This window comes from Methanosphaerula subterraneus, from assembly GCF_052055875.1.
Lineage (GTDB): Archaea > Halobacteriota > Methanomicrobia > Methanomicrobiales > Methanospirillaceae > Methanosphaerula > Methanosphaerula subterraneus.
In genome coordinates this window covers 28,934-55,800 of sequence record NZ_CP170508.1, presented here as the reverse complement: position 1 = coordinate 55,800, position 26,867 = coordinate 28,934, and the positions used below count along the sequence as shown (strand labels likewise).

Here is a 26,867-nt window from a genome sequence, read left to right as displayed (position 1 = left end):
CTTCATCGTTTAGGCCAGGCCGAGGTCCGATTAAAAAAAATCAAAAGGATGGTGGAATTTAGAGGAGAGATCAACATTCCGCAAAAAGCATGGGTGCGCGTAAGAAAATTATGAGGTGATTCCCATTTATTGGTTCAAATTCTCTTTATCGACAAATTGAATCTGGCCCCATGCTTGTAGATAGGCATCGTACACTTGCTGAAAAGTAAAATTCTTGTAGTGCGCCCATTGGATGCCATTCACTTGATTTGAAACGATATAATCCCTAAAATCGTTATTTAATGAGAGTATTGTGGATCTCTGTATGAAATATTTCCTCAGATGCTTTACATAAAGAAACTCGGTTGGGTCATTACTTCTGTTTAATCGATGCTTTGTTAAAAAAATTGTTAGAGGTTTTGAAGAAAAAATCGTATCGTTGTCATCCAGGTCTTTGACCAAATCTTTCAGAATCGGAATTAATTGAGGATGAATTGGTACGAAGTGCTCAGTGCTCGTTTTATCGATTTCTGGATTCACAAGGATACAAGGATGAGAGAGAGATAACGCATTTCTGACATGTTTTACCGTGAGACGATCACAAGTGGCTTGCCGCATTCCCGTATAAGCTCCAAAAAAAACAAGTGAAATTGCATTATCCGGGTCTTTGATACCATCCTTTCCAGTTTTGATATGATTTATAAGATTTTTGATGTCATTATCAAGAATTATATCCCGGTTGATTTTCCTTGATTTCTTTAATTTAAACGCCTCAATTTGTTTGATATATGAAGTCAATCTGACACCATCTTTCGTGTTTTCTAAGTAGTGAAGAAAGCGCTTGAATAATCCTAATCCTTTTCCACGACTGCTAGTTGAGGTATAGGTGGTGGTGATTTTTTCAATCACTGCATTGGTCGTTGCCTGATTTACAAAACCAGCCGTACAGGGGTAAATGAAGTCTCTGGCAAAACGTATATTAGTCAGTCGTGTTGATTCCTCGCGCTCTCTGTTGATCTGGATTAGGAAATCGTCTAACTCTTCTTTGGTGAAAAAAACAGAGGTATCGTCCTTAATCTGAATATAAGACGATAAATTGGAAAAATTGGTTATTGCTGGATCAGAGATCCCGGTTGTTGCCGCCACGCCGGCGTCCGGGCTTGCGCGGGCGGGTGAGACCGACGATCAGCAGGATCACCGCGATCGCAACGATGGTGTAGGTCAGGTACAGCGGCCCGGAGGAGGTGTTGTTCTGCGCCGTGGTGTTGTTGCCTGCTGCGAGCGTTACGCTCCCGTTCACCAGGGTTTTGTTCGGGAGAATCGTGCCCGAGATATTGCCGGCAGCCGGAGTCCCGTTGGTGAGGTTCAGCCCGGTGCCGATGGTCAGGGTGACCGGCACCGAGACCGCCGTACCGAGCGAGTAACTCCCGTCACTGAGCTGGTAACTCTCCTTGATGTTGTTCACGTTCGTCTCTGCCCAGACATGGTACAGGCCGGCCGTATAGTTCAGGTCCCCGGTATTCCAGAGAGACCCGTACGAACCGGTCCCCTTCACCGAGAGGGGGTTGGTGGAGACGCTGATATTGTTCAGCCAGTTCACCTGACCGCGGTCGTCGATCAGACCCCGGTAGATCTGACCGGCCGGGTTCTGCACCCGGATCGTTACCGGTGCAGCAGCACTGCGCTGGGTGAACGCCTCAAAGTTCGTATCCAGGATGAACCCGATCGGTGTCGAGGTGTTGATCGTCTGCCCGGTGATATCGACATTGCGCTGGAGATCGATGATCCTCACGCCCACCGACGGGTCCCGGACCGTAAAGGCCGGGACCATCCGGGTCATGTCGTACCAGAGACCGTTCTTCGTGCCTGCCGGCACCGTGAAACTGGACGGGTTGTCGACGACCAGTGCATCGTCAGGCGTGATGTTCGACGGACGGACACCGGGTTTGAACCAGCCGAGGGTCGTCCCTGCAGCCACGCCGGTGGCCGAAATGTTCAGGTTCTGCTCGCCGGCATAGACAGTGGCGCCGGCGAACGGGATCACCGCAGGGTTACCGGACGCATTGGTCCCGGCAGCCAGGGTATCGCCCGGTGCAACCGTGGTGTTGACCGGGGTCGAGGACGAAACGAGCGGAACCAGGGCACCGTACCAGCGCTGCGCAATCTTTCGCTCGCCGGTCTCGTTGGGCAGGATACTGCCCGCCTGGTTATCGGTGACACCATCGTATCCGGTCGTGAGGTCCACCATCGTGACCGGAGAAGCGGTCGTATTCCGTGCGGCAGCCACCGCGGCAAGACCGTCATTGATGGTCTGGACATTCTGACGGTACACCGTCGACGGCGGGACAGTCCCGACGAGAACCTTGACAGCCGGATTCCTGTACCTGAGGATATCGATGATCTGTGCAACATTCTGCTGGGTCTGGTTCAGCGGGACCCCTGCAATCTGGTCCTGAATGCCGAGCGAGATCATGACGATATCAGGTGAGTATGACGAGAGCCAGGTGGTCAGGTTTCCACTCGCCGGATCCGAACTGTTTCCGTTCAGGATCATAGCGGTGGTATACCCGGCATGCCCCTCGTGATCCTGATCAAACTGATAGGTAAAGTTTGAACGGGTACTCCCGACAAAATCGATCTGGTAGCCGCCAGAGACCAGCCCGTTCCAGAGCCAGTACCGATAGGTCGGATGGGAGGCCTGGTCCGGAGTCAGGTCGGACCCCTGCGTCAACGAATCACCGAGCGGCATGATCTTAACAGGAGTACCTGCACCTGCCGCCCCTATGAGCATCATGCAGAGGATCAACCCTGCAATGAGGCATACAAGAGAGTGTCTGTGGTTCATATCGTTCTCTTCCCTTGAATTAGGCATACAGATGTTGACCCGAGAGGTAAAGAGGTTGCCCGGAGAGATCCCGGTTCCGATAGGTCGACAGGAACCGAAAGATGCGACAGAAGATCCGAAATGAGTCCTAAAATCAGATCTACGCGAGATTCCCCGGTATTTTAAAAATTCGGGACTCTGCGCGGGCGCGGAGAGGTATTCCTGTGCTCAGAAGAGGAGGAGAAGGACTCGTCTCCCTATCAATTCCAGGATCAGGAACCGGATCTGTCTCTCTTTACCGGGCCAGGAGAATCCGGCCACGAAGAACCCGGCCTCCCGGTCCCCTCACCCGGAGAGAGGGTTTCATCTCCCCGGTACTCATGCAGGTTGATAAAACGGGGCTCGTCTGACAGCGCGGTTATGATGTCCCGCCGGACAGACGAGAGCCCCACATCGTCGGGCGCGTTGAGCAGGGGAACCCTTCCCCGCTCAGCGGTCGAGGCGGGTCCCGTCGCTATACCCCGATGAGATGGTGATCGAGGAGAAGCCCGGACCTCTCCCCTGCTCTGCGTTCGTCCCCTGCCAGGGGAACCCTGGTCCCGCCCCTGCTGGCCGGCCCGCTTCCCGGAGAACTGATCGTCATCGCCTGTGCCATTCATCCGACTCACCACGGATTCAAGAGGACATACAGGGATAAAATGATATCTTATGAATCAGTTTTTTGATTCAGGCCGATCAGAGAATCCAAAAAGAGGGGGGGTGAGATATCTCACTGAAAGACTGCAACGGCGATGACGGTTGTCCAGAGCCCGTTCTTGTCACCCTGCGCAGTCTGACAGATCTGCTTGGTCTCGATGATCTTGCCGGATGCTTTATAGATCTGTTCCCGCTCCTGCCAGGCCCGGTCAGGGTCGAACTCGATCCCGAGGGTCGTGGCCAGCATCGTCGCGGCCAGGTCCTCGGCATATTCCCCGGAGATCTCTTCAGACTCCCCGAAGGCATGGTGTTCGGAGAGATATCCGTATTCGTCGGCATCCTTGGGGAGGGCCAGTCCGATCGCCGCTGAAACCAGCCGGTTCGGCTCGTTGGTCTCGTTCCGTGCCATCACGCAGTAGACGATCTCACCTGCCTGCAGCATCTGAAGCCCCTCATCACAGGGGATCTCGGTACAGTACGGGGGAAAGATACTCGAGACGTAGACCAGATTACACCGTTCGATCCCGGCCTTCCGGAGAGCCAGTTCAAAGGATGCAAGCCGATCCTTATGCACACCCACCCCTTTGGTGAAGAAGATCTTTGTTGGAACAACCATGCAATTTTATCTGCATTCTGGCGGTTTAATTATTGCCTTTCAGGGAACTCAAAAAACCCGGCGAGGCCGCACCAGAGCATCTCCTTTAAGTGGTAAAGGATACACCACCGTATATGGATGTTGAGGAATTCGTCAGACGCAGAGTCGATCAGGGTCTAAAAAGAGCAGAGATAACTGCCGCCCTGCAGCGTCACATCAGAGAGATCAAAGGGGTGGACCAGGCCTATGCAGAAGCCTTTGCCGAGGCGGTTTTCACCGAAGTGCAGCAGACCAGCGGGCTGCAGGGCGATCTCTTCACCTTTGCCCCATCCGGCGTCACCATGGGTGAGTTCGGCGTCGGCTCCCGGGGGTCCGGGGACTTCTTTGCGCACAGGCAGCTGGCGCGGATCATCGGCAAAACCTCCGCATCGGTCGGTGTCGACGAGATGGACGACGCCGGGGCGGTCACGGCCGATGGAAAGTACATCATCTGCACCGTCGACGGCATGCACTCGCGCCTCTCGGACTTTCCCTTCCTGGCCGGCTTTCATGTGACCAGGGCCACCCTCCGGGACGTCTACGTGATGGGAGCCCGGCCGGTCGCCCTCTTCTCAGACATCCATGTGGCCGACGACGGGGACGTGGCAAAGATCTTCGACTACACCGCCGGGATCACCTCGGTCGGCGAAGCGATGGATGTCCCGCTCGTCACCGGGTCGACACTGCGGATCGGGGGCGATATGGTGCTCGGGTCCAGGATGACCGGCTGCGTCGGCGCGGTCGGAGTCGCCGAACACCTGACCGCACGCAAGGCGACCGCACCCGGAGACCTGCTGCTGATGACCGAAGGGGCGGGGGGAGGCACGATCGCCACCTCAGCCCTGTACTCCGGTTTCCCGGAAGTAGTCGAGGAGACGATCAACCTCAACTTCCTGCAGGCCTCGGAGGCGCTGATCAGGTCCCCGGTCCTGCAGGATGTGCACGCCATGACCGATGTCACCAACGGCGGACTCCGCGGGGATGTCTACGAGATCGCAGAGACCGCCGGCTGCCGGATCGTCGTCGACGGAGATAAGACCGGCGACCTGGTCGAGCCGCATGTCAGGGGAATGCTCGATGCGCTCCAGATCGATTACCTCGGCGTCTCGCTCGACGCCCTGCTGATCATCGCCCCACCGACCGCCGCCCCGGAGATCTGCCGGGTGATCAGAAGCGCCGGCGTCCGGATCGACGAGATCGGGCATGTCGAGGCCGGGCCGGCCGGATCTGTGCTGATGCTCGATGGGAAAGAGCACGACTTTGCCCCGATGTTCCGGGAGTCGGCGTACACGCCCTTGAAGAAGGTCGTCGACCGCCCTGGACGGGATGTCGGGGAGATGCAGGAGGCCGTGCGGCACGCAGCCACCGCGGCACTGGAGAAGAAGGAACGGGTGCTCGGACGGCTGCTCAGGCCATCCTCCTGAAATCACTCTTTTCTGCCTTTCGCGCAGATATTATAGGCAAAACAGGGGAGCCTGCGCTCGACGAACGGCTCGATCTTCTTGGCGAGATCATAGACCGGTTCGACGAGGTTCAGATGTGCGAACGAGCACCGCTTCACCTGCACACGGGTGAATCCTGCCTCTGAAAAGAGCGTGTACATCTCCTTCTCGTTGTAATAGTGCTCGCCGAAGTCGCCCATCCCGACCTGCTGGATCCTCATCGCCTCGCCGATCTGATGGATCGCAGGAAGGCCGGCCGTCAGCAGGTTCTTGCCGAGGGTGCAGACCGAGATGGTGCCGCCCGGACGGAGGACGCGGTACGCCTCTGCGAGCATCCTGCTCGGGTCTTTGAGATAACTGAAGGCGAGCAGGCTGGCGACCGCGTCGAAGGTGTTGTCCCGGAACGGGAGCACGTCCCCGTCACCTACGGTGAAATCGCTCCGGGGACAGCGTTCGACCGCCTTCTCGATCATCCCGCCGCTGATGTCGAGCCCGACGGCGGTTCCGCCGTTTTCAACGTAACGGCTGACGAAGAGACCGGTTCCACAGCCGATGTCGAGGAGGTATCCCCCCTTGACAAGACCGTTCATCACATGCTGAGAGATATGCGCATGATAACTTCTCCCCCGCCGGTAATCGTACCGGCGATCATATACCTCGGCCATCTCATCGTAATGGCGCTGTACCTTGATCTCATCTCCACTCATGCAAATACCTCCTGGGCAATTCTCATCAACAGTGCATTGATCTGAACGAACTCGCTGTTGCAGTGGCCGAGCCGATAATCGGTATCGGCGAGGGCACGCACGATGGCCGGATGGTTGTACTCCCGGTGGACCACCTCGCCGAGCGCCGCGAGGACCTCCTTTCCCGAGAGGCCGTAATCGATCAGCAGCGACTCCACCATTCGTATCGCCTGCGCCGTCTCCTGGGCCCGCAGTGCATTGAAGGCGGCCAGCGCGACGGTCGAGGCCTCCGACCGGCCGGCTGCGATCTCGCTCACCGACTGATCGGTGGTGACCGCGACCTGCAGCATCATGATCGCCCGCCGCAGGTCGCCCCGTGCAGCCTGTATGATGATATCCAGGTCCTCATCAGAGACCGGATGCCGATCCTGGCGATCCCGGGTCTCCAGGTGGAGAATATCGCGCAACCGCGCCTCGATCACCGGGTTTGCAATCGGCCCGAAGAAGAGCGGCAGACACCGGGACGCGATCGCCGGTATGATGGCGCTCTGGTTCTGGACACAGAGGATGAACCGGCAGGTTCCCGAGTACTGTTCCATGATCCGGCGGAGGGCCTGCTGGGCATCCCGGGTCAGGGCGCCGGCATCCTCGAAGACCATCAGTTTGAACGGAGCGTCGAGCGGCCGGATCGAGGCGTACCATCTGACGATATACTTGAAGTTTGCAATCAACGAGAGGTCCTTCTGGTAGATGTGAACGTACCGCTCGTCGGCCTCGAGGTACGCCTTCCCCTGCTCGAAGAGGTCGCCGGTCTGAAAGACACTGGTGTTCTCCTCCCAGTGATCGGAATAGAGCGCCTTCGCAAACCCCTCGACAGCGGCCGTCTTCCCGGTGCCGTGCGGCCCGGAGATGAGCAGGTGGGGTACGTTCCCTGACGCCGCAAACGAGGCGAGCGACGCGACCACCGGCTCCTGTCCCAGTATCTCCCCAAGCATCGCCGGCCGGTACCTTTCAATCCAGAGCATGCATAAGCCTCGTTGCTATCTCAGATATGGCGGTTTGTAAAAGATAATGGTTATCGAGGTTCCTGATCAGCCCTGCCGCTTCATCATCGGTCAGCTCTGAGAGGGCGGCGGTCACGGCCGGCAACGCCCGGGTCACCTCGTCGACGATCGTCAGGGTCGCGGTCCGTGCAGTACGGGAGAGGGGATTCAGATCGACGGTGATCACCTGCTTCCCCATCGCGATCAGCGCCTCGCACCGGTCCCCGTCCTCGAGGGGCACCAGCACCAGGTCGGCGCTGCCGATCCCCTCGTTCAGGCTCCAGGCCCGGTCATGGGAGAGGGGGATCAGCCGTTCTGCCGTGCCGGTCAGCACATCGACATCGTGCTCCAGGAGGAGGGCGGTGACCTTCTTCATCCGCTCCTCTGTCCGGTGGAAGAGGTTCACCTCGACCTGCGCACCGCTCGCCTTCTGAAGAGCGGCGATCTCGTCGGCCGCCAGCGCAGCCGTGTTCCCGTTCACCGAGATCACCGGGTGGCGGGCCGCACGGATCATGGCGGCGGCGGTCCGCTCAGCGACATGTGCGCTGGGGGAGGTCGTCTCCCCGATCAGGTAGTCGAACGCTTCGCCCCTGCCGTGGGAGGTGAGCCCCTCGAGGGAGACGACACCGTCCCTGGCAGCCTCTGCAAGCCTCTCGCGGATGACGAGAGAGCGGTACCGTGGATGGTCGTGTGGAATCATGATGCATGCTCCAGAACAGAGAAACCGCCTGAGGCGATCTCCAGATGATAGGGTTCGCCTGCGGTCGAAAGGACCTCGAGCGCCCGGTCCCCGGAGGCGAAGACGCCGTTGCCGAGCATCGTCATCGATGCCGGGACGCCGGCGTCGTCGCAGAGGGAGAGGGCGTGCCTGACCTCGGGGGTGATCAGCCCGGACCGCTCGGCGAACTGGCGGGAGAGGCCGAAGAAGTCGACGAGGTCGTCCGGGCACCGGGCCGGAAACGCGGCCTCCACGGCGGCCATCGCCGGCCCGGACTGGAGGACGGCCGGGGTCGGCAGGGGGCCGAAGGTGACCGCACAGAGCGGCTGGGCCGCAGGTCCGCAGATACGCCCGATCGTTCCGTCCGGCCCGGGCCCTTCCCTGCAGACCAGGCCGCCGCCCTGGCAGGCGGAGACATCCCCGAGCCCGGTCTGGTGGACGATCTCTGCCTCGTGGGCGAGGGCTGTGACCTCGTGGGCCGAGAGGCCGAGGTCGTAGAGGGCGTTCAGCGCTGCTGTGGCCGAGAGGAGGGCCGCGGCCGACAGGCCGAAGCCGGCCCCGATCGGGAGGGTGCAGACCGTCGTGACGGCGGCCGCGACCCCGAGACGGTCCATCACGTAGGCGATGGGCGGCGATGCGGTCAGGACCGTTCTGCAGGTTCCGGTCCGGTCCACCTCCCTGACCAGCACCTGCGGCCGGTCGGCGGGGGTGGCCGTCGCCTCGACCCCGGCACTGATCACAATCCCTGCACCGATCGAGCCGGTGGTCTGGACGCTCGTCCCCTTCACCCGCCGAAAGTAGCCCGAGATATGCCCTGGACAGAAGGCTACGGCACGGTCGACCATATGGCCGCTGCCACCTCCTCCTTGCTCCCCGAGACGGTTTCGGTCCGGTCCTTCGAGACCAGCCCGAAGGTGCCGGCCTTCTCACCCATCGCGTCCGGGGTGTCGGTCACCACCAGCGAAGCCCCGGCCTCGAGCAGGGCCGAGGCGGCGGCCCCGGTCTCCCAGCCGAGCTTGAAGGCGACCACCGACGGCCTGGCCGGATGGGCGAGCACGCCGTCGATCACCTTGCAGAGCGGGGCGAGTTCGATCCGGCAGGGGCTCCCGCTCGGGATCTTCCCCGGCTGCCGGACCGGCGAAAAGTCCGACACGGCTGCGGCGCTCACGTAATAGTCCGCCCCCTCCTCGTCGAGCACCCGCATCACCTGCTCCTGCATCGAAGCGGCCGTATCGCAGTACAGGTTCTTTACGCAGGGGAACACGTCCTGGTGGACGACGGTCACCTCGGCCCCCCGCCGGAACGCCTCCATGGCCAGGGCCCGGCCCATCTGCCCGGTCGACCGGGTGGTCAGCACCCGGACATCGTCGACCGGCTCCCTGCAGGGTCCGCTCGTGATCAGCACCCGCCGGCCGGCGAGCGATCCGCCCCCGAGCGCCCGCTCCGCATGGAGGACGATCTCCTCGATACCGGCGATCTTCGCCTTCCCCTCCTCGATCCGGGGCGGGACGACGTCGACGCCCCAGGACCGGAGCGTCGCCAGGTTCGCGAGGATGGCCGCATGGCGGTACATGCTCTGGTGCATCGCAGGGACCAGGACGACCGGCATCCCGCTCCCGAGGGCTGTCGTGGCGCAGGTGGTGACCGGCGTATCGTCGATCCCGACCGCGATCTTACTGATCGTGTTGGCCGTGCAGGGGGCGATCAGCAGCAAGTCGGCGGTCCGGTCGTCCCCGCAGTAGGTCACATGCTCGACGAGCCCGGTCAGCCGGGTCAGCGTCGGCCGGCCGGTCGCATAGGTCAGGGCATCGGGATGGATGATCTGCTGCGCTGCCGCAGACATCACCCCCTGCACCTCAGCCCCTGCCCGGCGGAGGGCATGAGCCAGCCTGATCGTCTCGACGGCGGCGATCGAGCCGGTCACCGCCAGCAGGATCTCCTTACCGAGGAGCGGCTGGAAGGTCATCCGAGCACCACGTCCTGCACCAGGTGCACCCTGCACGGCCCGTACTTCTTGACGACCCGGAGACCGACCTCAGCATCAAACCCGGCCTCGCGAGCCAGGAGACGCACCCGGTCCGACTGGTCCTCCAGTCCATGGAGGTGGATGATACTCCCCTTCCTGGCATGCGCCAGCGCAGCTTCAAACATGGTGATCCCCTCAAAATGACCGATCAGCAGCCGGTCGTAGGTCCCGCTGATCAGGGCCCGGCAGTCCCCGCAGAACCCGCGAACCCTCTCCTCCAGCCGGTTCTCCCGGATATTTCTCTGCAGGTACCGGTACGAGACCGGGTTCAATTCAAACGCGTCGACCGTCGCGCCGGCCCGGCCGAGCGGCAGACTGAAGTACCCGATCCCGGCACACATATCGGCGACCCGTTCCCTGGGGCTGACGGCCGCAGCGAGCCGGGCCTTCTCAGACCGGTTTCCCTGCGAAAACATCACCTGCTGCGGGTCGAGCCAGTACCGGCACCCGTTCTCCTTGTGAAGCACCTCGCCGGCCTCGCCGTAGAGCAGGGTCGTCTCCGGAATCCGCATCACCCCCTGGTGAGTGCTGGTCCAGAGCACCCCCCGGGGATTGCACCGCCGGACCGCCCCCGCAACCTCGGCCTCCGACGGCCGGTCGCCATGAAAGATCAGCAGATCGCCGAGCCGCTGGTACCCCCGCGGGTCGCCGGCTCGTTCCGGCAGATCCTCGTCCCAGGCACAGCCGTCCCTGACCGGCACCCAGGCAGACCCGTCCTGCACATACGGGCGGCGAGTCTGGTCGACCCATGACTCAGCCGCGATGCAGCCCAGTTCTGAACTGCTGACCTTCCTCACCCTCATCATCTCACCCGACGAGGACGAGCAGATCGCGGTCGCGGAGCACCCTGACCTGGTCCCCGGTCTCGATCCGGTGCCGCCGCCAGTCCACCAGCGGGACCTCGAGGGTCTTGCAGGTATCAGGGTCCATCAGTCCGATCACCCCACCGTCGGCATAGACCACCAGCGCCTCGATGGCAGAACTGGCGTTGCCGATCTCGCGGCTGATCTCGTCCTCCCGGATCGTCCGGACCTTGCCGTTCAGCAGGTCGGTCACCTGCAGCCGTTTTCCTTCAGAACTCTGCACCTGGAAGTACTGGCCGGCCACGTCGATCACATCGCCATGCCGGTACCGGGGCAGCCTGACCAGGTAGGTGATCCGGTACAGGGCCCGGCCGGCCTTCTCGCCGACCAGCTTCGGATGGGTCGTATACCGGCCGCCGAACTGGTTGATCAGCGCCTGCACGATCAGGATCCCGATATGCTGCGACCCGACGATCACGTCGACGCCGTCGCGGGTCTCTTCGAGCTGCGAGATGTACGAGAGCCGGTCGCCGGACTCCAGCAGCTCGTCCTCAATCGTGGTGGCCAGCCGCACCGCGGCCTCCTGTTCGTACGGGGTCAGGTGCCGGTCCTGGGCCCGGATCTGAACGATCCCCTCGTAATAACTGCCGCTGATCCGGTTGCACCGGTCGCACTGCTCCTTGTGCCAGCTGATCCCCACCCTGCACTCGCCCTGGACCGGGTATCCGTACAGCGTGCCGGTGATCCCGATCACCGCCAGGGAGCGGTTCACCGAGATCTCCCTGACCCTGAGATCGAAACTTCCATCCCGGAAGTCGGGGTGAAGGTGAACGGCCTTCAGCGCAAGTTCGCGATCGACCTCTTCCCGTTCCCGGTCGCTGTCGCTCCAGACCTTGCCGTTGTTCTTCACGGCTCCACATGACGGACAGAAGGTGTGGATCACCCGCTCGTCACAGGTGAACGCTTCGGTCTCCATCATCTTGCACCTGCGGCAGAGGCCGTTTTCGGTCGGCTCTCCACAGCGGGGGCAGAACTGTTCTCGTATATCGATCTCCATGTTAGACTCTATAGATCAGGGCATGTGGTACGCTGCCGATAAATATACAGGCAGACCGTTCCAGCAGTCCCATGTTGATTGCAATGGCAACAACCCGCTCACCCATCAGATTGATGTTGCTTGCACCATCCAGTGCCGCCCGCACCTCTTCTTCATCGACGAGCCGGTTCCCGTAGAACGATTCGTGGATCCGCACCTCCCGCCCCTCATCGGTCAGCACCTGATTCTGCAGTTCGCGATCACAGACCGCAACTACATCCCCGCTACCAGGAATCCGATGAATCTTCAAATACATTGTACTCACGTATCTTCAGGGAGAGGATAAAAAGATGAGCGTAATGGCCCCTGGCAGAGATCCCGGGATCAGAGGGCGATCTCGACACCGTAGACCCGGGACGGGGTTTCGGCGTGGATCCGATGGACGTCCTCCCCGGTGATCGCACCGCCGGCCAGCAGCCGGGTGGTGATCCGGGGGACCGACCGGGGACCGATCACCGCCCCTGGCCGGGCCGGGTCGTCCATGTAGTCGCTCTCCATCGTAAAGGCCCGCCCCTCCCGGCAGAGTGCCGGGATGATCTCGTCCCTGGCGAGGAACGAGGGGGCCAGCGGCGTATCGGGGGTGGCGAAATGTTTGACGACCCGGCCGGGGTCCATGCCGGCCTGCTCCGCCATCTGGACCACGTCGGTGCAGGGTCCGGTCTCTGCATGGATCTGGACCGCACACCCGCACGCCCCGCCGAGTTCCAGGGCATGGGCGAGGACTGCGTTCGAGAGGTCCCAGCACCCGGGACCGACCGGGTAATGGGGCCGGCCGCTCTTGAGGGCCACGGCCGATCCGTCGGCGACGTACCGGGCGGCCAGGTCGAGGCCGGCCTGCATGATGGCGGCCATCTCCCCCTCGGTCCTGATCTCTGAGAAGTAGGTGATCTCTGCCGGGTGGATCCCCAGCACCGGGTAGACCGTCAGCCCGAGCTCCCGGATCGCAGCGGCGGTCTTCAGCGTCGCCTCGAAGACCGGACGGTAGTCCTCGCCCTTCCCGGGGACGATCCCGTACGACCAGGACGGGAGGGAGACCAGGAAGATGTGGGTCCCGCCGCTCTTCTGGAAGTCCTTCGCGGCCTCCAGACCGCGACCGGTGCCGGGATGGATATGGATATGGTCGTCAGTGATCGGAAAGGGGCTCTTCTTCATCACAGCTCACAATCCTCATCAACGGATACCCGTTCTCCGGTCTCAAGGCCGCGACACAGGTGGTGGCGCCGACCTTCGTCCTGATCGTCACATCGAACATCAGGCCGGCGAGCTCGGTGTACCCGAATGCATTCGCATTCATCAGGGAGCGGTCGAGGGTGACATCGATCTGCTCGACAAAGGGCTGGAGGCCGACACTCTGCTCGATCACCGCTTCGACGCCTGAAGCGGTCTGCACTGATATCGGGGTACCGACCCACTGGTGATAGAGCGCCCCGAGTTTGATCCCTGCCTCAAAGGCAGCCTGTTCGCGATCAGTACTCATACCGTGTACTGGGGAGCGATCGACATTAAAAGTATAGTGTTGAACGCACCGCCCCTGACCACGTGCAGACGGAAAACAGGTCGGAGATCGGTTTGATCCTGGTTCACCCACCAGGGGGAAGCGGAATCGGGAGGACCCGGTACATCACCGGCCCCACGGATACCACCGAACGAAGCTGGGAGCAGAGGGTGCAGACGCCCCGGACGCCGCCGGGACGGGGGCCGACCAGGAGGTGCCGGTGGTGGAGGTCCCGAACGACGTCGCCCCCGGCAGACCGAACGGGCTGCTCTTCTGGAACGGCGTGATCAGGGAGGACTGGGGGGAGGCCGACGGCTGCACGGTCACCGTCGGGGCCGGCGTAACCGGAACGATCTGCACCGGCGGCACGACGGTCCCGCCGCCGGCGGCCGCATACATCTGCACGGCATCGGCGAGGCCGTACCCGTAGACGGTATCCCTGCCAGAAGCACCGAGATCGATCGCCGATGCGTAGAGGGCCGTCCGGATCTCACCGGCGCTCCGGTTCGGGAGCAGCCCCCAGACCTGTGCGATGACCCCCGCGACATGGGGGGCCGAGGCGCTGGTCCCGACAAAGATCTTCTCGAACCCCCCGGCCCCGGAGACGGCCGATCGGTCGGGGGCGCAGATGTCCGGCTTGACGATCGTCTGAGGCGACGGATAGACCAGCCTCACCGGCCCGCGGGAGGAGAACGGTTCGATCGTGATACTCTTGACGCCGTCGGCCCTGACCGCACCGACCGTCACCACGTCCGGGACCGCCTGGTGGCCGTAGATGGAGCCTTCGGGGTTGACATTGTTGGTGTACATCGTCGCGTCGTCGTCAGGGTAGACGAAGAGGTCGAGGGTCCTGGCCGGGGCCTCTCCCCGGTAGTTCCTGATGATAAACTCCCCTTCGATCGTCTCGAACCCGGTGTTCTGATACTCGATCGTCTCGATGGGATCGTCATCCCCGTCCTGCCGGTAGGTGCTCCAGTCCAGGACCGCACCGGTCACGGCATCGACGAAGTAGAGGTCGTAATCGCTCCCCGAGCTGCCGAACCGGTCGTCCCACTGCAGCACCGCCGACACCCCGGTCCCTGCCGGCAGGTCGACATACATATTCCGGTGGACCGAGGTGCCGGCGCTGAAGTCATGGAAGTTGTCGCCACCATTATAATACGCGCCCAGGTAGTGCTGGTCCGCATAGTTCGAAGCGGCCGAGACGTAGATGATCTGCTTTCCGGCGATCACCGAGGAGATGTGGGTCGCGACGATCCCCTGCTCGAAGAACGGCTCCTTGGGCCAGCAGATGTCGTCGACGATCACCGTGCACCCGGCGGCGACCAGGGTGTCGACCGCCCGGTTGAAGGCGATCACAGTGGACCCGTGCTCATGGAAGTACAGGGTCGCCTCGGGTGCCACGTCATGGATGATCTCCAGCATGGCGGTCCCCTCGTTTCCCCCGTCTGAGGCGGAGAGGAGGTGGAGATCGGCCGGCAGGTCCCCGGTGGCCTGGGCCTCGGCAAGCCCCTTGACCCCGTCGGAGATGACACCGATCTTCACGCCGGCCCCGGACGCCCCATACTGCGCCCTGAGCTGGTCGGCCTTGAGGACCGTGTCCCCGGAGGTGACCGTCCGGCCGGCACTCACCAGCGGTGCGCCGACCCTGCTGATCCCCTTCACCAGGGGATTGGCAGCCAGCGACGTCAGTTCCGATCCGGTGACAGAGGCCGCCACCAGGTGATGCTCCTCGTCCCGGTCGACCACCCCGTCGACCAGGGGATCGATGAACGACGTGGGAGCCCCGGCCACCAGCGTGATGTAGACCAGGACCGGCCCTGCGTCGTCCCCCTCCTCCCCTGAGAGTCCCTGCCGCTGCATCTGCGGGGAGTTCAGCAGGTCAGAGGCGATCTTTCCCTTTCCCGGGATCTGATCGACAGCGGAGGCTGTACGCTCCATCTCTTCGATCGACCGCTCTGCCAGGGCGGACGAGGCCAGGTCGTCGCTGGTCTGCAGGAGCGGATCCTGCACTCCAGAGGATTCAGAGAGCGACGCCGCGGCGGCAGGGGAGAGGAGCGTGACGGCGATGAGCAGCGTCAGGATGCAGAGCAGGGAGGAGACCCTGCAGAACCGATCCGGTCGGGATGGATGGGATGTAGGAGACATGGAGACCTCGGCAGATCGTATACCATCTACTGCCTGCACCTGAACCCTGATTATACTTATGCTCCCGGATCGCCTCGCCGATGGAGCAGCCCGGCGAGGAGGAGACCTGCCAGCAGCACGGGGACCCCGACAGGTCCGGACTGGCGGGTGGTGGCGGCGGCAGGGACCTGGGACGGCGAGGCAGTTCCCGACCCGGTGCCGGCGCCGGATGTGCCGGTCTGGGAGGTGCCGGCTTTGAGAAGGGTCACCTCGAGCACCGCGGTCTGTCCGTCAGTCACCGTCACCGACCGCGACAGGTCCTGGTAGCCTTCCCGGGAGAGGACGACCTGGTGGGTCCCGACCGGAAGGTCCCGAATCGTCCGCGGGGCCACCCCGCGGTAGATCCCGTCGACGGTGATGTTCGCATCCATCGGGGTGGTCGAGACCCGGAGCATACCGGTCGCGGCCTGGGTGGCGGCGGTCTGCTGACCGGGCGTCCGGGTTTCAGAGGCCGCACCGGTCGCGACCGTCCGCAGGACGAGCCTGGCCGTATACGGGAGTTCCTCGCCGGCCCGGATCTGCACCGGGACGGACTGGTCGCTGTACCCGTCCGCACCGACGGTCAGGCGGTGGATGCCTGAGGAGAGGTCGGGGATCACCAGCGGGGAAAGACCCCGGTAGACGCCGTCCACCGTCACCGACGCCCCGGAGGGGACCGAGGTCACGTTCAGCGAACCCCGCTGCTGGAGGGGGGTCAGGGTCGCATTGACCGAGAGGGTCCGGCCGGCCGTGATGGTGATGTCGGTCTGGTACTGCTGGTAGCCGTCGGCCTTCAGCAGCAGCTGGTGGCTCCCGGGACGGAGCGCCTCGATCAGGTGATCGGCGCCCCCGTACCCGACACCGTCGATCACCACCGCTGCGTTCGCAGGGACGGCACCGATCAGCAGGGCACCGGTGGTCGGGGTCTCGTTCAGCTGCAGTTCGATGCTGAAACTCCCCCCCTCCGGCACCTGGGCGGTGGCGATGGCCGGGTCGTAGCCGGTGGCGGTCACGGTCAGCTGGTGGGTGCCGGCCCCGGCATCGAAGGTCAGGGGCGTGATCCCCCGGTAGGTGCCGTCCACATAGACCGAGGCCGGCTGCGGACGGGAGGTGACGGTCAGCAGACCGTTCTTCAGCACCGGGGAGAGCGACGCCGTGATCACCGAGTTCTGCCCGGCCGACACGTACTGGTTGACAGACCAGTCATGGTACTCGGGCAGGGTCAGGTTCACCTGGTGCTGGCCGGAGGGGACGTCCGAGACATTGACCGGCGTCGCCCCCTGGGGGGCCCCGTCGATCAGCACCTGGGCGCCGGGGGGCTGGGAGGTGATCGTCAGCGAACCGGCCAGGTCTGCCGAAGCCAGGGGGACGAAGAGCAGGGAGAGGAGTGCAGCGAGAAAGAGGATCGACCAGCAGCCGGCTCGCGGGTATATCATCAGAAGAGGATTGGCAGGAGGAAATGAAATAGGTTGGCCAGCAGACCGGATCATTGGCAGATTTAAATACTATCGAACTGCATCGTCTCACGCTGACAGAGGTGAAGAGATGATACTTGAAAAGTTCGTTGCCGAGGGGCTCGCCCATTACTCCTACCTGATCGGGTCCGGGCAGCAGGCCGCCGTGATCGACCCGCGACGGGACTGCGAGGTCTATATCGCCGCCGCAGAGGCCCATGAACAGACGATCACCGACATCTTCGAGACGCACCGGAACGAGGATTACGTGATCGGTTCGGTCGAGCTGGCCGCCCGGACCGGGGCGACGATCCACCATGGCGAGGACCTGGACTTCCGGTACGGCGTGCCAGCGAAGGACGGCGAGGTCGTCTCGATCGGTTCCCTCTCCCTGGCCGTCAGAAAGACCCCCGGCCACACCCCGGAGAGCATCTCGATCGTCGTCACCGACCGGGCAGTCAGCGACCGGCCGTACCTGGTCTTCACCGGGGACCTGCTCTTCGCGGGATCGGTCGGCAGGGTCGACCTGACCGGGAACACGGCCGGGGCCGCGGCCCTCATGCACCGGAGCCTGCACGAAGCGCTGCTCCCCCTCGGCGACGGGGTGATCGTCTGCCCGGCGCACGGGGCGGGATCGGTCTGCGGGGGGCATATCAGCGACCACCCGCTCACCACCCTCGGGTACGAGAAGGGGACCAACCCGTTCCTCGCGCTGGATAACGATGCGTTCGTCGCCAGAAGGGTGCAGGAGCGGACCTATATCCCGCCGTACTTCTCGATGATGGAGCGGCTGAACCGCGACGGCCCCCCGCTCCTCCCGGCCTCCCGGTCACCGGCCCCGCTGACGCCGGCAGCGGTGAAGGCCTTCCAGGAGAGAGGCGCCCGGGTCCTGGACATCAGGTCGCCGACCGGGTTTGGAGCAGGGCATATCCCCGGCTCTCTGAACATCTGGCGGGAAGGGATCGCCGCCTATGCCGGCTGGATGCTGAACTACACCGACCCGATCGTCCTGGTCGACGACTTCAACCTGGACCTGGACCGGGTCGTGCGCACCTTCCAGAGGCTCGGGTACGACAATGTGGCCGGGTACCTGGCCGGCGGTTTCTCTGCGTGGTCAGGGAGCGGAAACCCGATCGCAGCGATCGAGACCTGGAGCCCGCAGGACCTGGCCGGCCGCCTCGCCGACCCCGACCTGCTGATCCTCGATGTCAGGGATATCAACAACCGGACCGAGGCCGGGTGGATCGAGGGCTCGCAGCACAGTTATATCGGCCAGCTCCCCGCACACCTGGACACGCTTCCAAGAGACCGGTTGATCGTGATCCACTGCGATGTCGGGTACAAGGGGAGCCTGGGGGCCAGCATCCTGGTCGCCCGCGGGTTCTCCAGAGTGGTGAACCTGCTCGGGGGGTTCGGCGGCTGGATGAAGGCCGGTTTACCGGTGAAACGCTGACACGTCGACCTCCGGAATGGGCATCGGCAGCCTTATCTCTGGTTCAGACCCACGGTTCTGCCATGAAGAGCGCGACTTTCATGCTGGCCCTGCTGGTCACCGGCCTGCTGCTGACCGCCGGATGCACCGGCCAGAGCGGGAACAACACGACGACGGCACCGGCGAACAGCTCCCTGCCGGTGATGACCGGGACGATCACCGGGGAGAAGAACACCACATCGATCACCCTGCCGGCCGGCACGACCACCACCATCGAACTGCAGGAGAACCCGACGACCGGGTATGCCTGGAACGTCACCCTCTCCTCAGGGCTCGCGATCGAGAACAACACCTACATCCCTGACAGCACGAGCGCGGACCGGGTCGGAGCCGGCGGGACTCACCAGTGGGTGGTCAGGGGCGTATCAGCCGGAGAACAGACCTTCTCAGCCGTCTACAAGCGCCCGTGGGAGCCGGTCACCGGGAATGAAAGGCAGTTCACCGAATTCATCACCGTGACCTGAACCAAATCTCCGACAGGAGAAGAATCCCTTTTTTTGAGATCGCCCCTCCGTCATCCCCGGTCGGGCAGCACCCGGAAGATGAACCGGTTCGAGGCGCTGCTGGTCCGGACCCTGACCCGCCGCACCTCTTCGAGGAGTTCGATCTGACAGGTCTCCTCGAGCCGGTGCCCCCTGAGCACCCCACAGACCAGGGCCATGCTCTCAGAGAGGCCCAGTTTCGTATGCACCTCTCCCGAGGTGACCGCGAAGGTGGTGAACCCGGCGGCCCGGGCCGGCGCCACGTACTCGGTGCAGATGAACTGCCGGATCGCCGTCGCGACCGGCCCCTGCGACTCGTCAGGCAGGACCCGGTCCGAACACCCGCCGGCGAACGGGGCTGAGGGGGTCGGGGGATCGCAGGCCGGCTCGCGCCCGTTCAGCCGGGCCAGGGCCGCCGGGATCGCCTCCATCCGCTCCACAAGGGCGTCCATCCGCTGCAGGAACTGCTCCCCTCCGAGTCCGGCGGGAACGCCCGACGGACCCGGAGACGATCGGGGCACCGGCTCGTCCCCCTCCTCCTCTCGCGGCAGGGGGACCGCGTCCGCCGGCGTGAGCCTGAGCGCTTCGGCGATCGCCACCATCTCCCCGGCCCTGAGGGTATACCCGGCATGGACCAGCCGGACCTGCTCGATCAGCGTATCCCTGGTCGCGAGCGAGAACCATTTCACCACGGCCCGGTCGACCTGCCCCGCCGGATAGGTGCTGCCGGCCATGAAGTACCCCCAGGCATCGATCTTCCGGAGATCCTCCTCCTCGATGTGGGAGAGATGCTCCTCCCGGATCCGTTTCAGCCTGGTGAAGAGGTCGTTCCGATGGATCCTGAGCTGGTGGAAGAGGTTCCCCGGCATCGTCACCACCTCCCCGTCCGGCGTGGTGACGGTCCAGGGCCCCTCCTCCTCGCCCCGCACCACCCCGCGATAGGCCTTCAGGTCCAGCAGGATCATGCCGTGGCTGCAGAGCAGCAGGCAGTCGATCTCGCTGTTGGCGAGGAGAAAGTTGTGGAGCAGGAAGACCGGACCCTCGAGGTCGGATCCCCGCACCAGGTCGATCACCTCGTTCAGCTGGTCGTATTCGTGCCGATAGCGCGGGTGCTCGCCATAATAGACCTGGAACTCCATCAGACCATCATCTGGTTTGGGGTTTGGGGCAGAGCGATATCAACATTGTCATCTTTGCGGGAGGTCGGTATTTATAACCGGAATGGCAAATATTTCACCGGGATATCGTCAGATGGCTGGCAGAAACAGGGGCAAAGTGCTGGTTGTGCTCTCCGGGGCTGACCAGCTCCGGATGAAGAATGGGACCGTACTGAAGACAGGATACTATCTGAACGAGCTCTCGGACCCGCTCGGCCACCTGCACAAGGCCGGGTACGTGGTGGACTTCGCATCCCCCGGCAGAAGGACCCCGACGATCGATCCGCAGAGCCTGAACTTCCTGAAGGGGGAACGGAAGACCCAGGCGCTCGCCCGGGTCGAGACCAGGGAAGGACTGGCGCGGCCGCTGGCCATCGAACGGATCACCGACGACGAACTGGTCGACTACGCAGGCATCTTCGTCCCGGGCGGATACGCGCCGATGGCAGACCTCGCCGGCATGCCCCAGATGAAACCGCTCTTCGAACATTTTCACCGGGGATTCAAGCCCACCTGCCTGATCGGTCACGGGACGGCCGCCCTGATCCCCTCGATCGCGCAGGACAGGACCTGGATCTACAAGGGATACCGGATGACCTGCTCCTCTGACTGGAAGGACCGGGCTGCACGGGTCGTCTGGAGGCGGCTCCCGGGGGGACCGCCGTTCTCGATCGCCCGGACGCTGAAACGGGCCGGCGGCCTCGTCGCGCAGAACCATATCCCGGGGCGACCGTTCGTCATCGAGGACCACGAACTGCTGACCGGGCAGGATCCAGGATCGGCGGACCGGCTCGGACGGGCGTTTGTGAAGAAACTGGCCGAGTACCAGAAGAAGGAACCGCTCTTCTGAGAGGAAGGTATATCGTCCCAGGGCGCATCGGGACATATGATCCTCCATGAGCATCTGTCCACAATGCGGGAAGACGGTGCAGGCCGGGGTGGTCCTCTGCCCGTACTGCAAGGTGAATATGCATACCCACAAAATATCCGACCTGAACAGAACGGAACCCGGGTACCAGGAACTGCGAAAGACGGCGCCCCACCGGGGGCCGGCCCGGGAGAGCGACGCCCGATCCTCAGGCGAGAAGAAGCCCGGACCGGACGGCCTCTCGATCGGCCGGCTGACCGGGGTGCTCATCACCTCCAGGGATCTCATCTGATCCTGCCAGACCCTTTTTTTCCTCTGCCGACCTACGTCTGATCCAGACACGTGCGGGGGTTGACCAGGTCTGATCAGATCGAAGGATGAATACCGGTTCTATCTCGAAGCAGACAGAATCGCTCTTGGGAAGCGGACAGAGCGGCCGAAACTCTTTGGTGACGAGGTCTGGAAGTTCGAACGGCTGCTGCGTGCCGTCGAGTATAACCGCCACTGCAGGTCGGGCTGGTGGTGGGCACCGTACCGCGCACTGATCACCGCCCGGTTCCACCTGACAGGACTGATGTTGAAGTTCACCATCCCCCCCGGGACCTTCGGACCCGGCCTCTCGCTCGCCAACCGCGGGACGATCGTCGTCCACCCGGGGACCAGGGCCGGAGAGAACTGCAGAATCCATATCGGGGTTACCATCGGGGCGGCCCTCGACCCGGGGGCAGAAGGGCCCCGGCTCGGCAATAACGTCTATATCGGCCCGGGAGCCGCGGTCGTCGGAGCGGTGACGATCGCCGATGACGTCGCGGTGGGGGCCAAGGCGGTGGTGACCCGGTCGATCACAGAGCCCGGGACCACCGTCGTCGGGGCGCCGGCCGTGACGATCAACCGGAACGGCTCTGATCAGATGATCAGGGCGACAACCATCATCCGCAACCGCGGAAGACCGCACCCGTAAAAAGAAGAGGAAGGACTGCCGGCGACTTACCCGACCGTCCAGGTCCTGACCGCGGCGCAATCGGAGAACCGGTCGGTCATCACCGGAGCGCACCGCTTCGCGCACTCCTCTGCGATCTGCGTGACGAGCCCGTCCTCGATCAGGACCAGTTTCGGGTTCACCTCCGGTTTGACCTTCCAGACACACCGCCCATGGTCGTCGGCGTACCTGAACTCCACGAAGAAGATCCAGGCCCTGATCCCGGGCACGACCCCGGTCTCGCGTGCGATCGCCTGGACGACCGGCCCGATCCGCCCGCCCACGATGTCGGAACAGATCTGCGTCATCTCGTCGACGGCCTTCTTCACCTCATCAGGAGGAGCCGCGGGAAACCCTGCCTCAAAGAGGATCTGAACGTTCCCGGTAACCTGGGCGCCGGACGCGTCGAGGTAGGCTGTCAGCACCATCGCCTCCATGCTCCCTTCATCGCTGCCGCACACCTTCGATTCGGTCACGCCGGTCACCCCGTTCCCGGTACGTGCCGCACCACGCCACTCTTTCCGCAATACATGAGGGATTTCACGCTGACTGCCGGTTTAATGCTTTCGTTTTTCCTCTGACCCACGCCTCTTCCGGGACCGGGTCTTCCGAAACACTCATTGTACCGGAGACCTGAGAGTACTGTCGAACGATCGATCGTAATGTGACCTGCCATGCAACGCTGTACCCATTGTGGAAAAGAGATTCAGGACAACGTCACCCTCTGCCCGTACTGTTTGAACGGGGCCGGGGGGAGTCATCAGAACGACCTCGCGCAGGACTGGGCGCCGCGACGCGAGGACGGGAGCACTCCCATGCGGAAAGGAGGTCCGCAGCCCGGGCCGGCACAGCGGTCGGGTCTGCCGATCAGAACGATCGGCATCGCGGGGGCAGTGATCGTCTGCGTGATCCTGGCGGCCCTCTTCGTCGCCTCCCTCCAGCACCCGGTGCAGGAGTCGCCCGACCTGGCGATCTTCGGCGGGGTCCTCCAGCAGTATCATACGGCCCACCCCTCCAACAACACCTCGCTCGAAGAGACCGGGCAGGAGGCGATCGAGCTGGTGGGGCTGCTCGGCGCGAAGGGAGTCGCGGCCCATGTGCAGGCCGGAGCGCTCGAGGGGCAGATCTCGACCAGGGACGAGGTGAACAGGGCCTGGGTGCTCGCAGCGGTGAACAACAGCACGAAGCGGGCGGACGGCACGATCGCCAACACCACGGCCTGGCTTGCCGGCGACCCGTCCAGCGGGGCGGTGGTCGCCTACGACCAGAACCGGTACTATTACACAGGACTCAGTTTCAACAACACCACGGCGTTCAGGGATTTCCTGGACGCACGGAAGGATCACCTGGCCGCACAGGAGGAGTACTCCCGGGCCTCTGCAGCCTTCCAGGACCTCCAGCAGCAGTCGAAGGAAACCAAAGACTACCAGGAGAAGGTGAAGCTCGACTACCAGATCTCCACGCAGGCCGCCGTGGTCAGCCGGCAATACGACCTGATCAACGAGACCGCCACCCGGTTCTGGTCGGTGCCGGTCCAGTAGCCGGCCGGCATGCCTGCTCTTTTTTTTGGCGTTAAAAAAGTTTTAGAACCCGGTCAGGACCGGGCCCATGGCGGGTACCACCTGATGAAGTTCAGTTTCGGCCCGGTCTGGTGCGTCCGCTTGTAATCCGCATCAGCCGGCTTCTTGAAGATGTCGTAGATCGTGAAGGGCCCGCTCCGGGGGTCCGGTGTCGGCCGGACCGTGGGCTGGACCGTCGGCGTGACTGCGGTGGTGAAGTCCCCGATGACGATCGTCAGGGGGTCGAGGTGGTTCAGCCGCACCGGGTAGTAGGTCTCGACATAGAGCCGGTCGTCCCAGAGGATGTCGTCGGTGACCAGGTGCCCCCAGGTCCCGTCCCGGTTGGGGAGGATGACCGAACGGCCGTACTTGTCGGTGGTGGCGTCGTAGGCCAGGATAACCCAGTACTTGTCCTGCCGGGTATAGTCGGTCCAGATCACGTCCCCTGCATAGTAGCGGGGAGCCCCGTGCGCAACCGTCGGGACGGTGGTCACGACGGTGGTGGGCGCCGGCGTCGGGGTGGCGACCCCCACCGGCATGGCGGTGCAGACACTGATGACGGTCCCGAGGGTGTCGAAGAGGGTGGCGGAGTCCCCGTTCGGGTTCCAGACGGTGCCGTCCATCCCCCAGTACAGGGTGGCGGCAGTGCCGGTGCCGGGGCCGGCGTAGACGGTCACGGTCGCATTCGGCTGGAGGGTGAAGTTCGGGAACGAGTAGATGGCGGTGACCCCGCCGTTCGTGATATACCAGTTGTCCAGCGGGACCGGCTGGGTGCCGGTGTTGAAGAGGGTCACGGCCTGGGCCAGCACATCCAGGTTGGTGACATGGATGTTGAAGTTGGTCCCGTCGACGACGGCCGGCACCTCGGTGGGGGTGACGGAGACATTGGCGACCGTGGTGGTGTTCACCGTGGGTGTCTGGGTGGTATCAGCTGCCACTGCAGGAGAGAGGCAGACGAGCAGCAGGATCAGGATCCCGGACAGGACAAGCGTTCGCATGGTATCAGATTTAAGGAGAATATCACTGCGTAAGACAAAAAAGGTTGTGATGGTAATGGCCGGTGGCCCTCTGCCGGCCGGCATGGTCCGGCCCGGTCTCGATCGCCCCCCTGGACCTGAAAGGCGAAACGGTGTCTATCTTGAACCGCTGTTCGTTCACTGGGGAGTCTGGCCGGCTGGACGTCGACCGGTGAAGGAGCGAAGCGTTCGTTCACGTTCGCGGGGGCGACGGCGACACGGTGTATCTCTATGACAGATTGAGAGGTTGAGAAAGGGTAACGCCCCTGGATATCACTGATGGGCAGTTTTGCAGATCTGCAACACTTTGCTAACACTCGTGAAACATTCAGATATTCGTTTATCTGGAATTTAATCCGCAATTTGCGGTATTTTTAAAAAGAGCCCTCAAGGTGTTAACACCAGAGTAACACCAAAAAATACTGCACTTCAGCGATCCCGCAACCGATAGAGAGTATTCGGGGGTTTCCCCTCTCGAATGAGAAATCCATCCTCTCCCGACCAGGTTTTGAGATAGCGGGATGCCTCCACGCTGGCCGATCGGGAGTTCCCGAGGTTGAACAATTCGCGTACCTCAGCATTATTGATGCTCCCATGATGGCGGAGATGCTCCCGGACAACGGCTGGAAACTGCGTCGTCTCGATACCCCGTATCCGAGTGTAGTTTGCTCTCCCGATCAGGTCCTTTGCAACCTTTTTGGTGAGGAAGAACGTCGCCATGCGGGTATGCCCTTTCCGTTCAAGAATGCCCCAACTGGACAGCGTCATCTGGTCGAGGATCCTGAGGGCTTGATCGGGGCTGACCTGGAGAAGGTCTGCGGCGGATTGCGTGTCAAGATACGGGTTGTCCTTGAGGTACGAGAGGACAAGAAGTTCTGAGAGCCCAATCACCACCCCTTCCGAGGTCCATTCCGCGATCATCGAGGCCATCCGGCGGTCGAAGGTGCCGTCGTAGATATTGAGGGTGACCTGGTAGTCGTCGGCTTCATACTGGGGGATTCTCTTGCCGTAGTTGAGCATGGATCCAAAGATGCGGGATCGACCGACACCGGCCGATTCGACAAGACGTAATTGGACGAATGCGTTCGCCAGCGTCCGGTTCCGCTGGACGGACTCATGGGTCAGAATGTTCTTCGGCGTGATACCGCCGATGAAACCGCCCGGGCTGGTTACGATCAGCCGGGTTGGGAGCTGACGGATCAGCACTTCTCCGGGGTTGGTATAGTCACGGTGAGTGACCGCATTCAGCACCGCCTCACGAACCGCCACAAGGGGAAAGGCAGGGATCCGGATCTTGGTGAGGCCGACCTCGATCTCTTCTTCTGGATTGATTGGACTTGAGAAGATGGATTCGATGTTCTCGATGATCTGAAGCAAGCCAGAATTCCAGAAGTCGTTCCGGGAGACGGTCGTATCGGAGGTCTGGTGGACATAGTGTACCTGGCTCTGGTGGCAGAAGTCCCGGATGATATCGGGCCGGCCGAAGAGGAGGAGACCTGCGTTGGTCACATGACCCTGGCGAACTGCCTGGATCTCCTTGAGAAAGGCCCCATCTTCCAGGTCCAGCAACAGAGAATCCGGGTTTCTTGCGCGAAGAAAACGACGAGCACGGGCGATCTCCACAGGGTCCAGATCAGCCACCTCAACACCGACTGCCGGCTCGCCGCTCCAATCGACAATGCCGGCGGTGTACCGTTCATTGGAGTGTTCGGTCGGATGGAGTCCTATGCAGTTCTTTCCCACCCGTTTTCGGTAACTGCCGGCTGTGGTCCCGTACGGCGGGTGTTCTCCTTTGGGGATCCGGACAATGAGGAGTTTGCCGGTTCCTTCGGGAACAGAGAGTTCTTCGACGTCGACATCAAGATGGGGCAGTGTTCCGTTGAATATACCACACTTCCATGTATCGAGGGTGTAGCTCTTCGCCCCGTGAATCGCTTTCTCACGTCTGTGTACCTTGTCTTCTACGCCGAAAACGACGACGCCACCTTCCGCATTGGCGAAGCATGCCGCATACCCTATGGCTACCTTCAATCCCGATTTGGCATCGGTCCAGCGCTTGAAGTCGAGATACTCACTCTCGAGATCATCGGCGAATGACGTCTCAAGCTGGTCGAGGATGGCAAGGATCTCATCGTTGGTGGGTATGGTCATGTGAATTCGCCTTCTGCAATCGGCTCGAACAAAGGAGTCCGCGCTGTGATGTCTCGAATAGATATCGCCACTGTGGAGAGAAAAGGTTTGAGTTCACTGGG

General features: G+C 62.5%; 27 protein-coding genes. 7 read left to right on the top strand and 20 right to left on the bottom strand.

Going from position 1 to position 26,867, the window contains the following annotated elements; genetic code table 11:
* Nucleotides 1-126: 126 nt before the first annotated feature.
* The 4 genes from ACFKSJ_RS00285 to ACFKSJ_RS00270 all read right to left on the bottom strand — a co-directional run bounded on the left by ACFKSJ_RS00285 (nucleotide 127) and on the right by ACFKSJ_RS00270 (nucleotide 4,115).
* Nucleotides 127-1,125, bottom strand: coding sequence for a hypothetical protein (locus ACFKSJ_RS00285; protein WP_440950285.1), 999 nt, complete (start codon nucleotides 1,123-1,125; stop codon nucleotides 127-129).
* Nucleotides 1,100-2,824 carry a DUF3821 domain-containing protein gene (locus tag ACFKSJ_RS00280; protein ID WP_440950284.1) on the bottom strand — a complete coding sequence of 575 codons (1,725 nt, stop codon included), beginning with the start codon at nucleotides 2,822-2,824 and terminating at the stop codon, nucleotides 1,100-1,102. Before ACFKSJ_RS00280 ends, ACFKSJ_RS00285 begins: the two co-directional genes overlap by 26 nt.
* 493 nt (nucleotides 2,825-3,317) lie before the next feature.
* Nucleotides 3,318-3,458: a hypothetical protein gene (locus ACFKSJ_RS00275; protein ID WP_440950283.1), complete on the bottom strand. Its 141-nt coding sequence runs from the start codon at nucleotides 3,456-3,458 to the stop codon at nucleotides 3,318-3,320.
* A 114-nt stretch (nucleotides 3,459-3,572) separates the two neighbouring features.
* On the bottom strand, nucleotides 3,573-4,115 hold the full coding sequence (locus ACFKSJ_RS00270; RefSeq protein WP_440950282.1) for a pyruvoyl-dependent arginine decarboxylase: 543 nt from the start codon (nucleotides 4,113-4,115) through the stop codon (nucleotides 3,573-3,575).
* Between the two features lie 113 nt (nucleotides 4,116-4,228).
* On the opposite strand from ACFKSJ_RS00270, the gene ACFKSJ_RS00265 reads away from it, so the two are divergent.
* The gene (locus ACFKSJ_RS00265) at nucleotides 4,229-5,557 is read left to right on the top strand and encodes an AIR synthase-related protein (protein WP_440950281.1); all 1,329 of its coding nucleotides are present in this window, start codon (nucleotides 4,229-4,231) and stop codon (nucleotides 5,555-5,557) included.
* 2 nt (nucleotides 5,558-5,559) lie between these two features.
* Here ACFKSJ_RS00265 and ACFKSJ_RS00260 read toward each other — a convergent pair whose 3' ends face one another.
* From ACFKSJ_RS00260 to ACFKSJ_RS00205, 12 genes are all read right to left on the bottom strand, one after another.
* Nucleotides 5,560-6,282 carry a class I SAM-dependent methyltransferase gene (locus ACFKSJ_RS00260; RefSeq protein ID WP_440950280.1) on the bottom strand — a complete coding sequence of 241 codons (723 nt, stop codon included), beginning with the start codon at nucleotides 6,280-6,282 and terminating at the stop codon, nucleotides 5,560-5,562.
* A complete protein-coding gene (locus ACFKSJ_RS00255; RefSeq protein WP_440950279.1) occupies nucleotides 6,279-7,286 on the bottom strand; it encodes an AAA family ATPase in 1,008 nt (335 codons plus the stop codon). The genes ACFKSJ_RS00260 and ACFKSJ_RS00255 overlap by 4 nt, the downstream gene beginning before the upstream one ends.
* Nucleotides 7,273-8,004, bottom strand: coding sequence for a 4-phosphopantoate--beta-alanine ligase (locus ACFKSJ_RS00250; RefSeq protein ID WP_440950278.1), 732 nt, complete (start codon nucleotides 8,002-8,004; stop codon nucleotides 7,273-7,275). Before ACFKSJ_RS00250 ends, ACFKSJ_RS00255 begins: the two co-directional genes overlap by 14 nt.
* Entirely contained in the window at nucleotides 8,001-8,867 is an 867-nt protein-coding gene (locus ACFKSJ_RS00245; protein WP_440950277.1) for a pantoate kinase, read from the bottom strand. The genes ACFKSJ_RS00250 and ACFKSJ_RS00245 overlap by 4 nt, the downstream gene beginning before the upstream one ends.
* On the bottom strand, nucleotides 8,849-9,988 hold the full coding sequence (coaBC, locus tag ACFKSJ_RS00240; protein ID WP_440950276.1) for a bifunctional phosphopantothenoylcysteine decarboxylase/phosphopantothenate--cysteine ligase CoaBC: 1,140 nt from the start codon (nucleotides 9,986-9,988) through the stop codon (nucleotides 8,849-8,851). The genes ACFKSJ_RS00245 and coaBC overlap by 19 nt, the downstream gene beginning before the upstream one ends.
* Nucleotides 9,985-10,851 (bottom strand): class I SAM-dependent methyltransferase, encoded by an 867-nt coding sequence (locus ACFKSJ_RS00235; RefSeq protein ID WP_440950275.1) that lies wholly within the window; start codon nucleotides 10,849-10,851, stop codon nucleotides 9,985-9,987. Before ACFKSJ_RS00235 ends, coaBC begins: the two co-directional genes overlap by 4 nt.
* A gap of 4 nt (nucleotides 10,852-10,855) precedes the next feature.
* Entirely contained in the window at nucleotides 10,856-11,908 is a 1,053-nt protein-coding gene (locus ACFKSJ_RS00230) for a 60S ribosomal export protein NMD3 (protein WP_440950274.1), read from the bottom strand.
* Nucleotide 11,909: 1 nt separating this feature from the next.
* Nucleotides 11,910-12,203: a DUF424 domain-containing protein gene (locus ACFKSJ_RS00225; protein ID WP_440950273.1), complete on the bottom strand. Its 294-nt coding sequence runs from the start codon at nucleotides 12,201-12,203 to the stop codon at nucleotides 11,910-11,912.
* A gap of 68 nt (nucleotides 12,204-12,271) precedes the next feature.
* Nucleotides 12,272-13,099: a TatD family hydrolase gene (locus ACFKSJ_RS00220; protein WP_440950272.1), complete on the bottom strand. Its 828-nt coding sequence runs from the start codon at nucleotides 13,097-13,099 to the stop codon at nucleotides 12,272-12,274.
* Complete coding sequence (locus ACFKSJ_RS00215; protein WP_440950271.1) at nucleotides 13,071-13,424, bottom strand: dihydroneopterin aldolase family protein; 354 nt, start codon at nucleotides 13,422-13,424, stop codon at nucleotides 13,071-13,073. The genes ACFKSJ_RS00220 and ACFKSJ_RS00215 overlap by 29 nt, the downstream gene beginning before the upstream one ends.
* A 144-nt stretch (nucleotides 13,425-13,568) precedes the next feature.
* The gene (locus tag ACFKSJ_RS00210; protein ID WP_440950270.1) at nucleotides 13,569-15,590 is read right to left on the bottom strand and encodes a S8 family peptidase; all 2,022 of its coding nucleotides are present in this window, start codon (nucleotides 15,588-15,590) and stop codon (nucleotides 13,569-13,571) included.
* Between the two features lie 56 nt (nucleotides 15,591-15,646).
* The gene (locus ACFKSJ_RS00205) at nucleotides 15,647-17,044 is read right to left on the bottom strand and encodes a PEGA domain-containing protein (protein WP_440950269.1); all 1,398 of its coding nucleotides are present in this window, start codon (nucleotides 17,042-17,044) and stop codon (nucleotides 15,647-15,649) included.
* A 109-nt stretch (nucleotides 17,045-17,153) separates the two neighbouring features.
* Between ACFKSJ_RS00205 and ACFKSJ_RS00200 the strand changes: the two genes are divergently transcribed.
* Nucleotides 17,154-18,515, top strand: a complete 1,362-nt coding sequence (locus ACFKSJ_RS00200) for an MBL fold metallo-hydrolase (RefSeq protein WP_440950268.1) — start codon at nucleotides 17,154-17,156, stop codon at nucleotides 18,513-18,515.
* Between the two features lie 62 nt (nucleotides 18,516-18,577).
* Nucleotides 18,578-19,018 carry a protease inhibitor I42 family protein gene (locus ACFKSJ_RS00195; protein ID WP_440950267.1) on the top strand — a complete coding sequence of 147 codons (441 nt, stop codon included), beginning with the start codon at nucleotides 18,578-18,580 and terminating at the stop codon, nucleotides 19,016-19,018.
* Between the two features lie 50 nt (nucleotides 19,019-19,068).
* Here the strand turns inward: ACFKSJ_RS00195 and ACFKSJ_RS00190 are convergent, their stop codons facing one another.
* The gene (locus tag ACFKSJ_RS00190; RefSeq protein ID WP_440950266.1) at nucleotides 19,069-20,175 is read right to left on the bottom strand and encodes a nuclease-related domain-containing protein; all 1,107 of its coding nucleotides are present in this window, start codon (nucleotides 20,173-20,175) and stop codon (nucleotides 19,069-19,071) included.
* 112 nt (nucleotides 20,176-20,287) lie between these two features.
* Here ACFKSJ_RS00190 and ACFKSJ_RS00185 point away from each other — a divergent pair, with 112 nt between their 5' ends.
* From ACFKSJ_RS00185 to ACFKSJ_RS00175, 3 genes are all read left to right on the top strand, one after another.
* Nucleotides 20,288-21,043: a type 1 glutamine amidotransferase domain-containing protein gene (locus ACFKSJ_RS00185; protein ID WP_440950265.1), complete on the top strand. Its 756-nt coding sequence runs from the start codon at nucleotides 20,288-20,290 to the stop codon at nucleotides 21,041-21,043.
* Nucleotides 21,044-21,089: 46 nt separating this feature from the next.
* On the top strand, nucleotides 21,090-21,353 hold the full coding sequence (locus ACFKSJ_RS00180) for a hypothetical protein (RefSeq protein ID WP_440950264.1): 264 nt from the start codon (nucleotides 21,090-21,092) through the stop codon (nucleotides 21,351-21,353).
* A 282-nt stretch (nucleotides 21,354-21,635) separates the two neighbouring features.
* Nucleotides 21,636-22,022, top strand: a complete 387-nt coding sequence (locus ACFKSJ_RS00175; RefSeq protein WP_440950263.1) for a serine O-acetyltransferase — start codon at nucleotides 21,636-21,638, stop codon at nucleotides 22,020-22,022.
* A gap of 26 nt (nucleotides 22,023-22,048) precedes the next feature.
* Here the strand turns inward: ACFKSJ_RS00175 and ACFKSJ_RS00170 are convergent, their stop codons facing one another.
* Nucleotides 22,049-22,567, bottom strand: a complete 519-nt coding sequence (locus ACFKSJ_RS00170) for a hypothetical protein (protein ID WP_440950262.1) — start codon at nucleotides 22,565-22,567, stop codon at nucleotides 22,049-22,051.
* Between the two features lie 147 nt (nucleotides 22,568-22,714).
* Here ACFKSJ_RS00170 and ACFKSJ_RS00165 point away from each other — a divergent pair, with 147 nt between their 5' ends.
* Complete coding sequence (locus ACFKSJ_RS00165; RefSeq protein WP_440950261.1) at nucleotides 22,715-23,581, top strand: zinc-ribbon domain-containing protein; 867 nt, start codon at nucleotides 22,715-22,717, stop codon at nucleotides 23,579-23,581.
* 53 nt (nucleotides 23,582-23,634) lie between these two features.
* On the opposite strand, the gene ACFKSJ_RS00160 is transcribed toward ACFKSJ_RS00165, so the two are convergent.
* Together ACFKSJ_RS00160 and ACFKSJ_RS00155 are read right to left on the bottom strand one after the other, a co-directional pair.
* Nucleotides 23,635-24,597 carry a lamin tail domain-containing protein gene (locus ACFKSJ_RS00160; RefSeq protein ID WP_440950260.1) on the bottom strand — a complete coding sequence of 321 codons (963 nt, stop codon included), beginning with the start codon at nucleotides 24,595-24,597 and terminating at the stop codon, nucleotides 23,635-23,637.
* Nucleotides 24,598-25,044: 447 nt separating this feature from the next.
* A complete protein-coding gene (locus ACFKSJ_RS00155) occupies nucleotides 25,045-26,766 on the bottom strand; it encodes an RNA-binding domain-containing protein (RefSeq protein ID WP_440950259.1) in 1,722 nt (573 codons plus the stop codon).
* Nucleotides 26,767-26,867 lie beyond the last annotated feature (101 nt).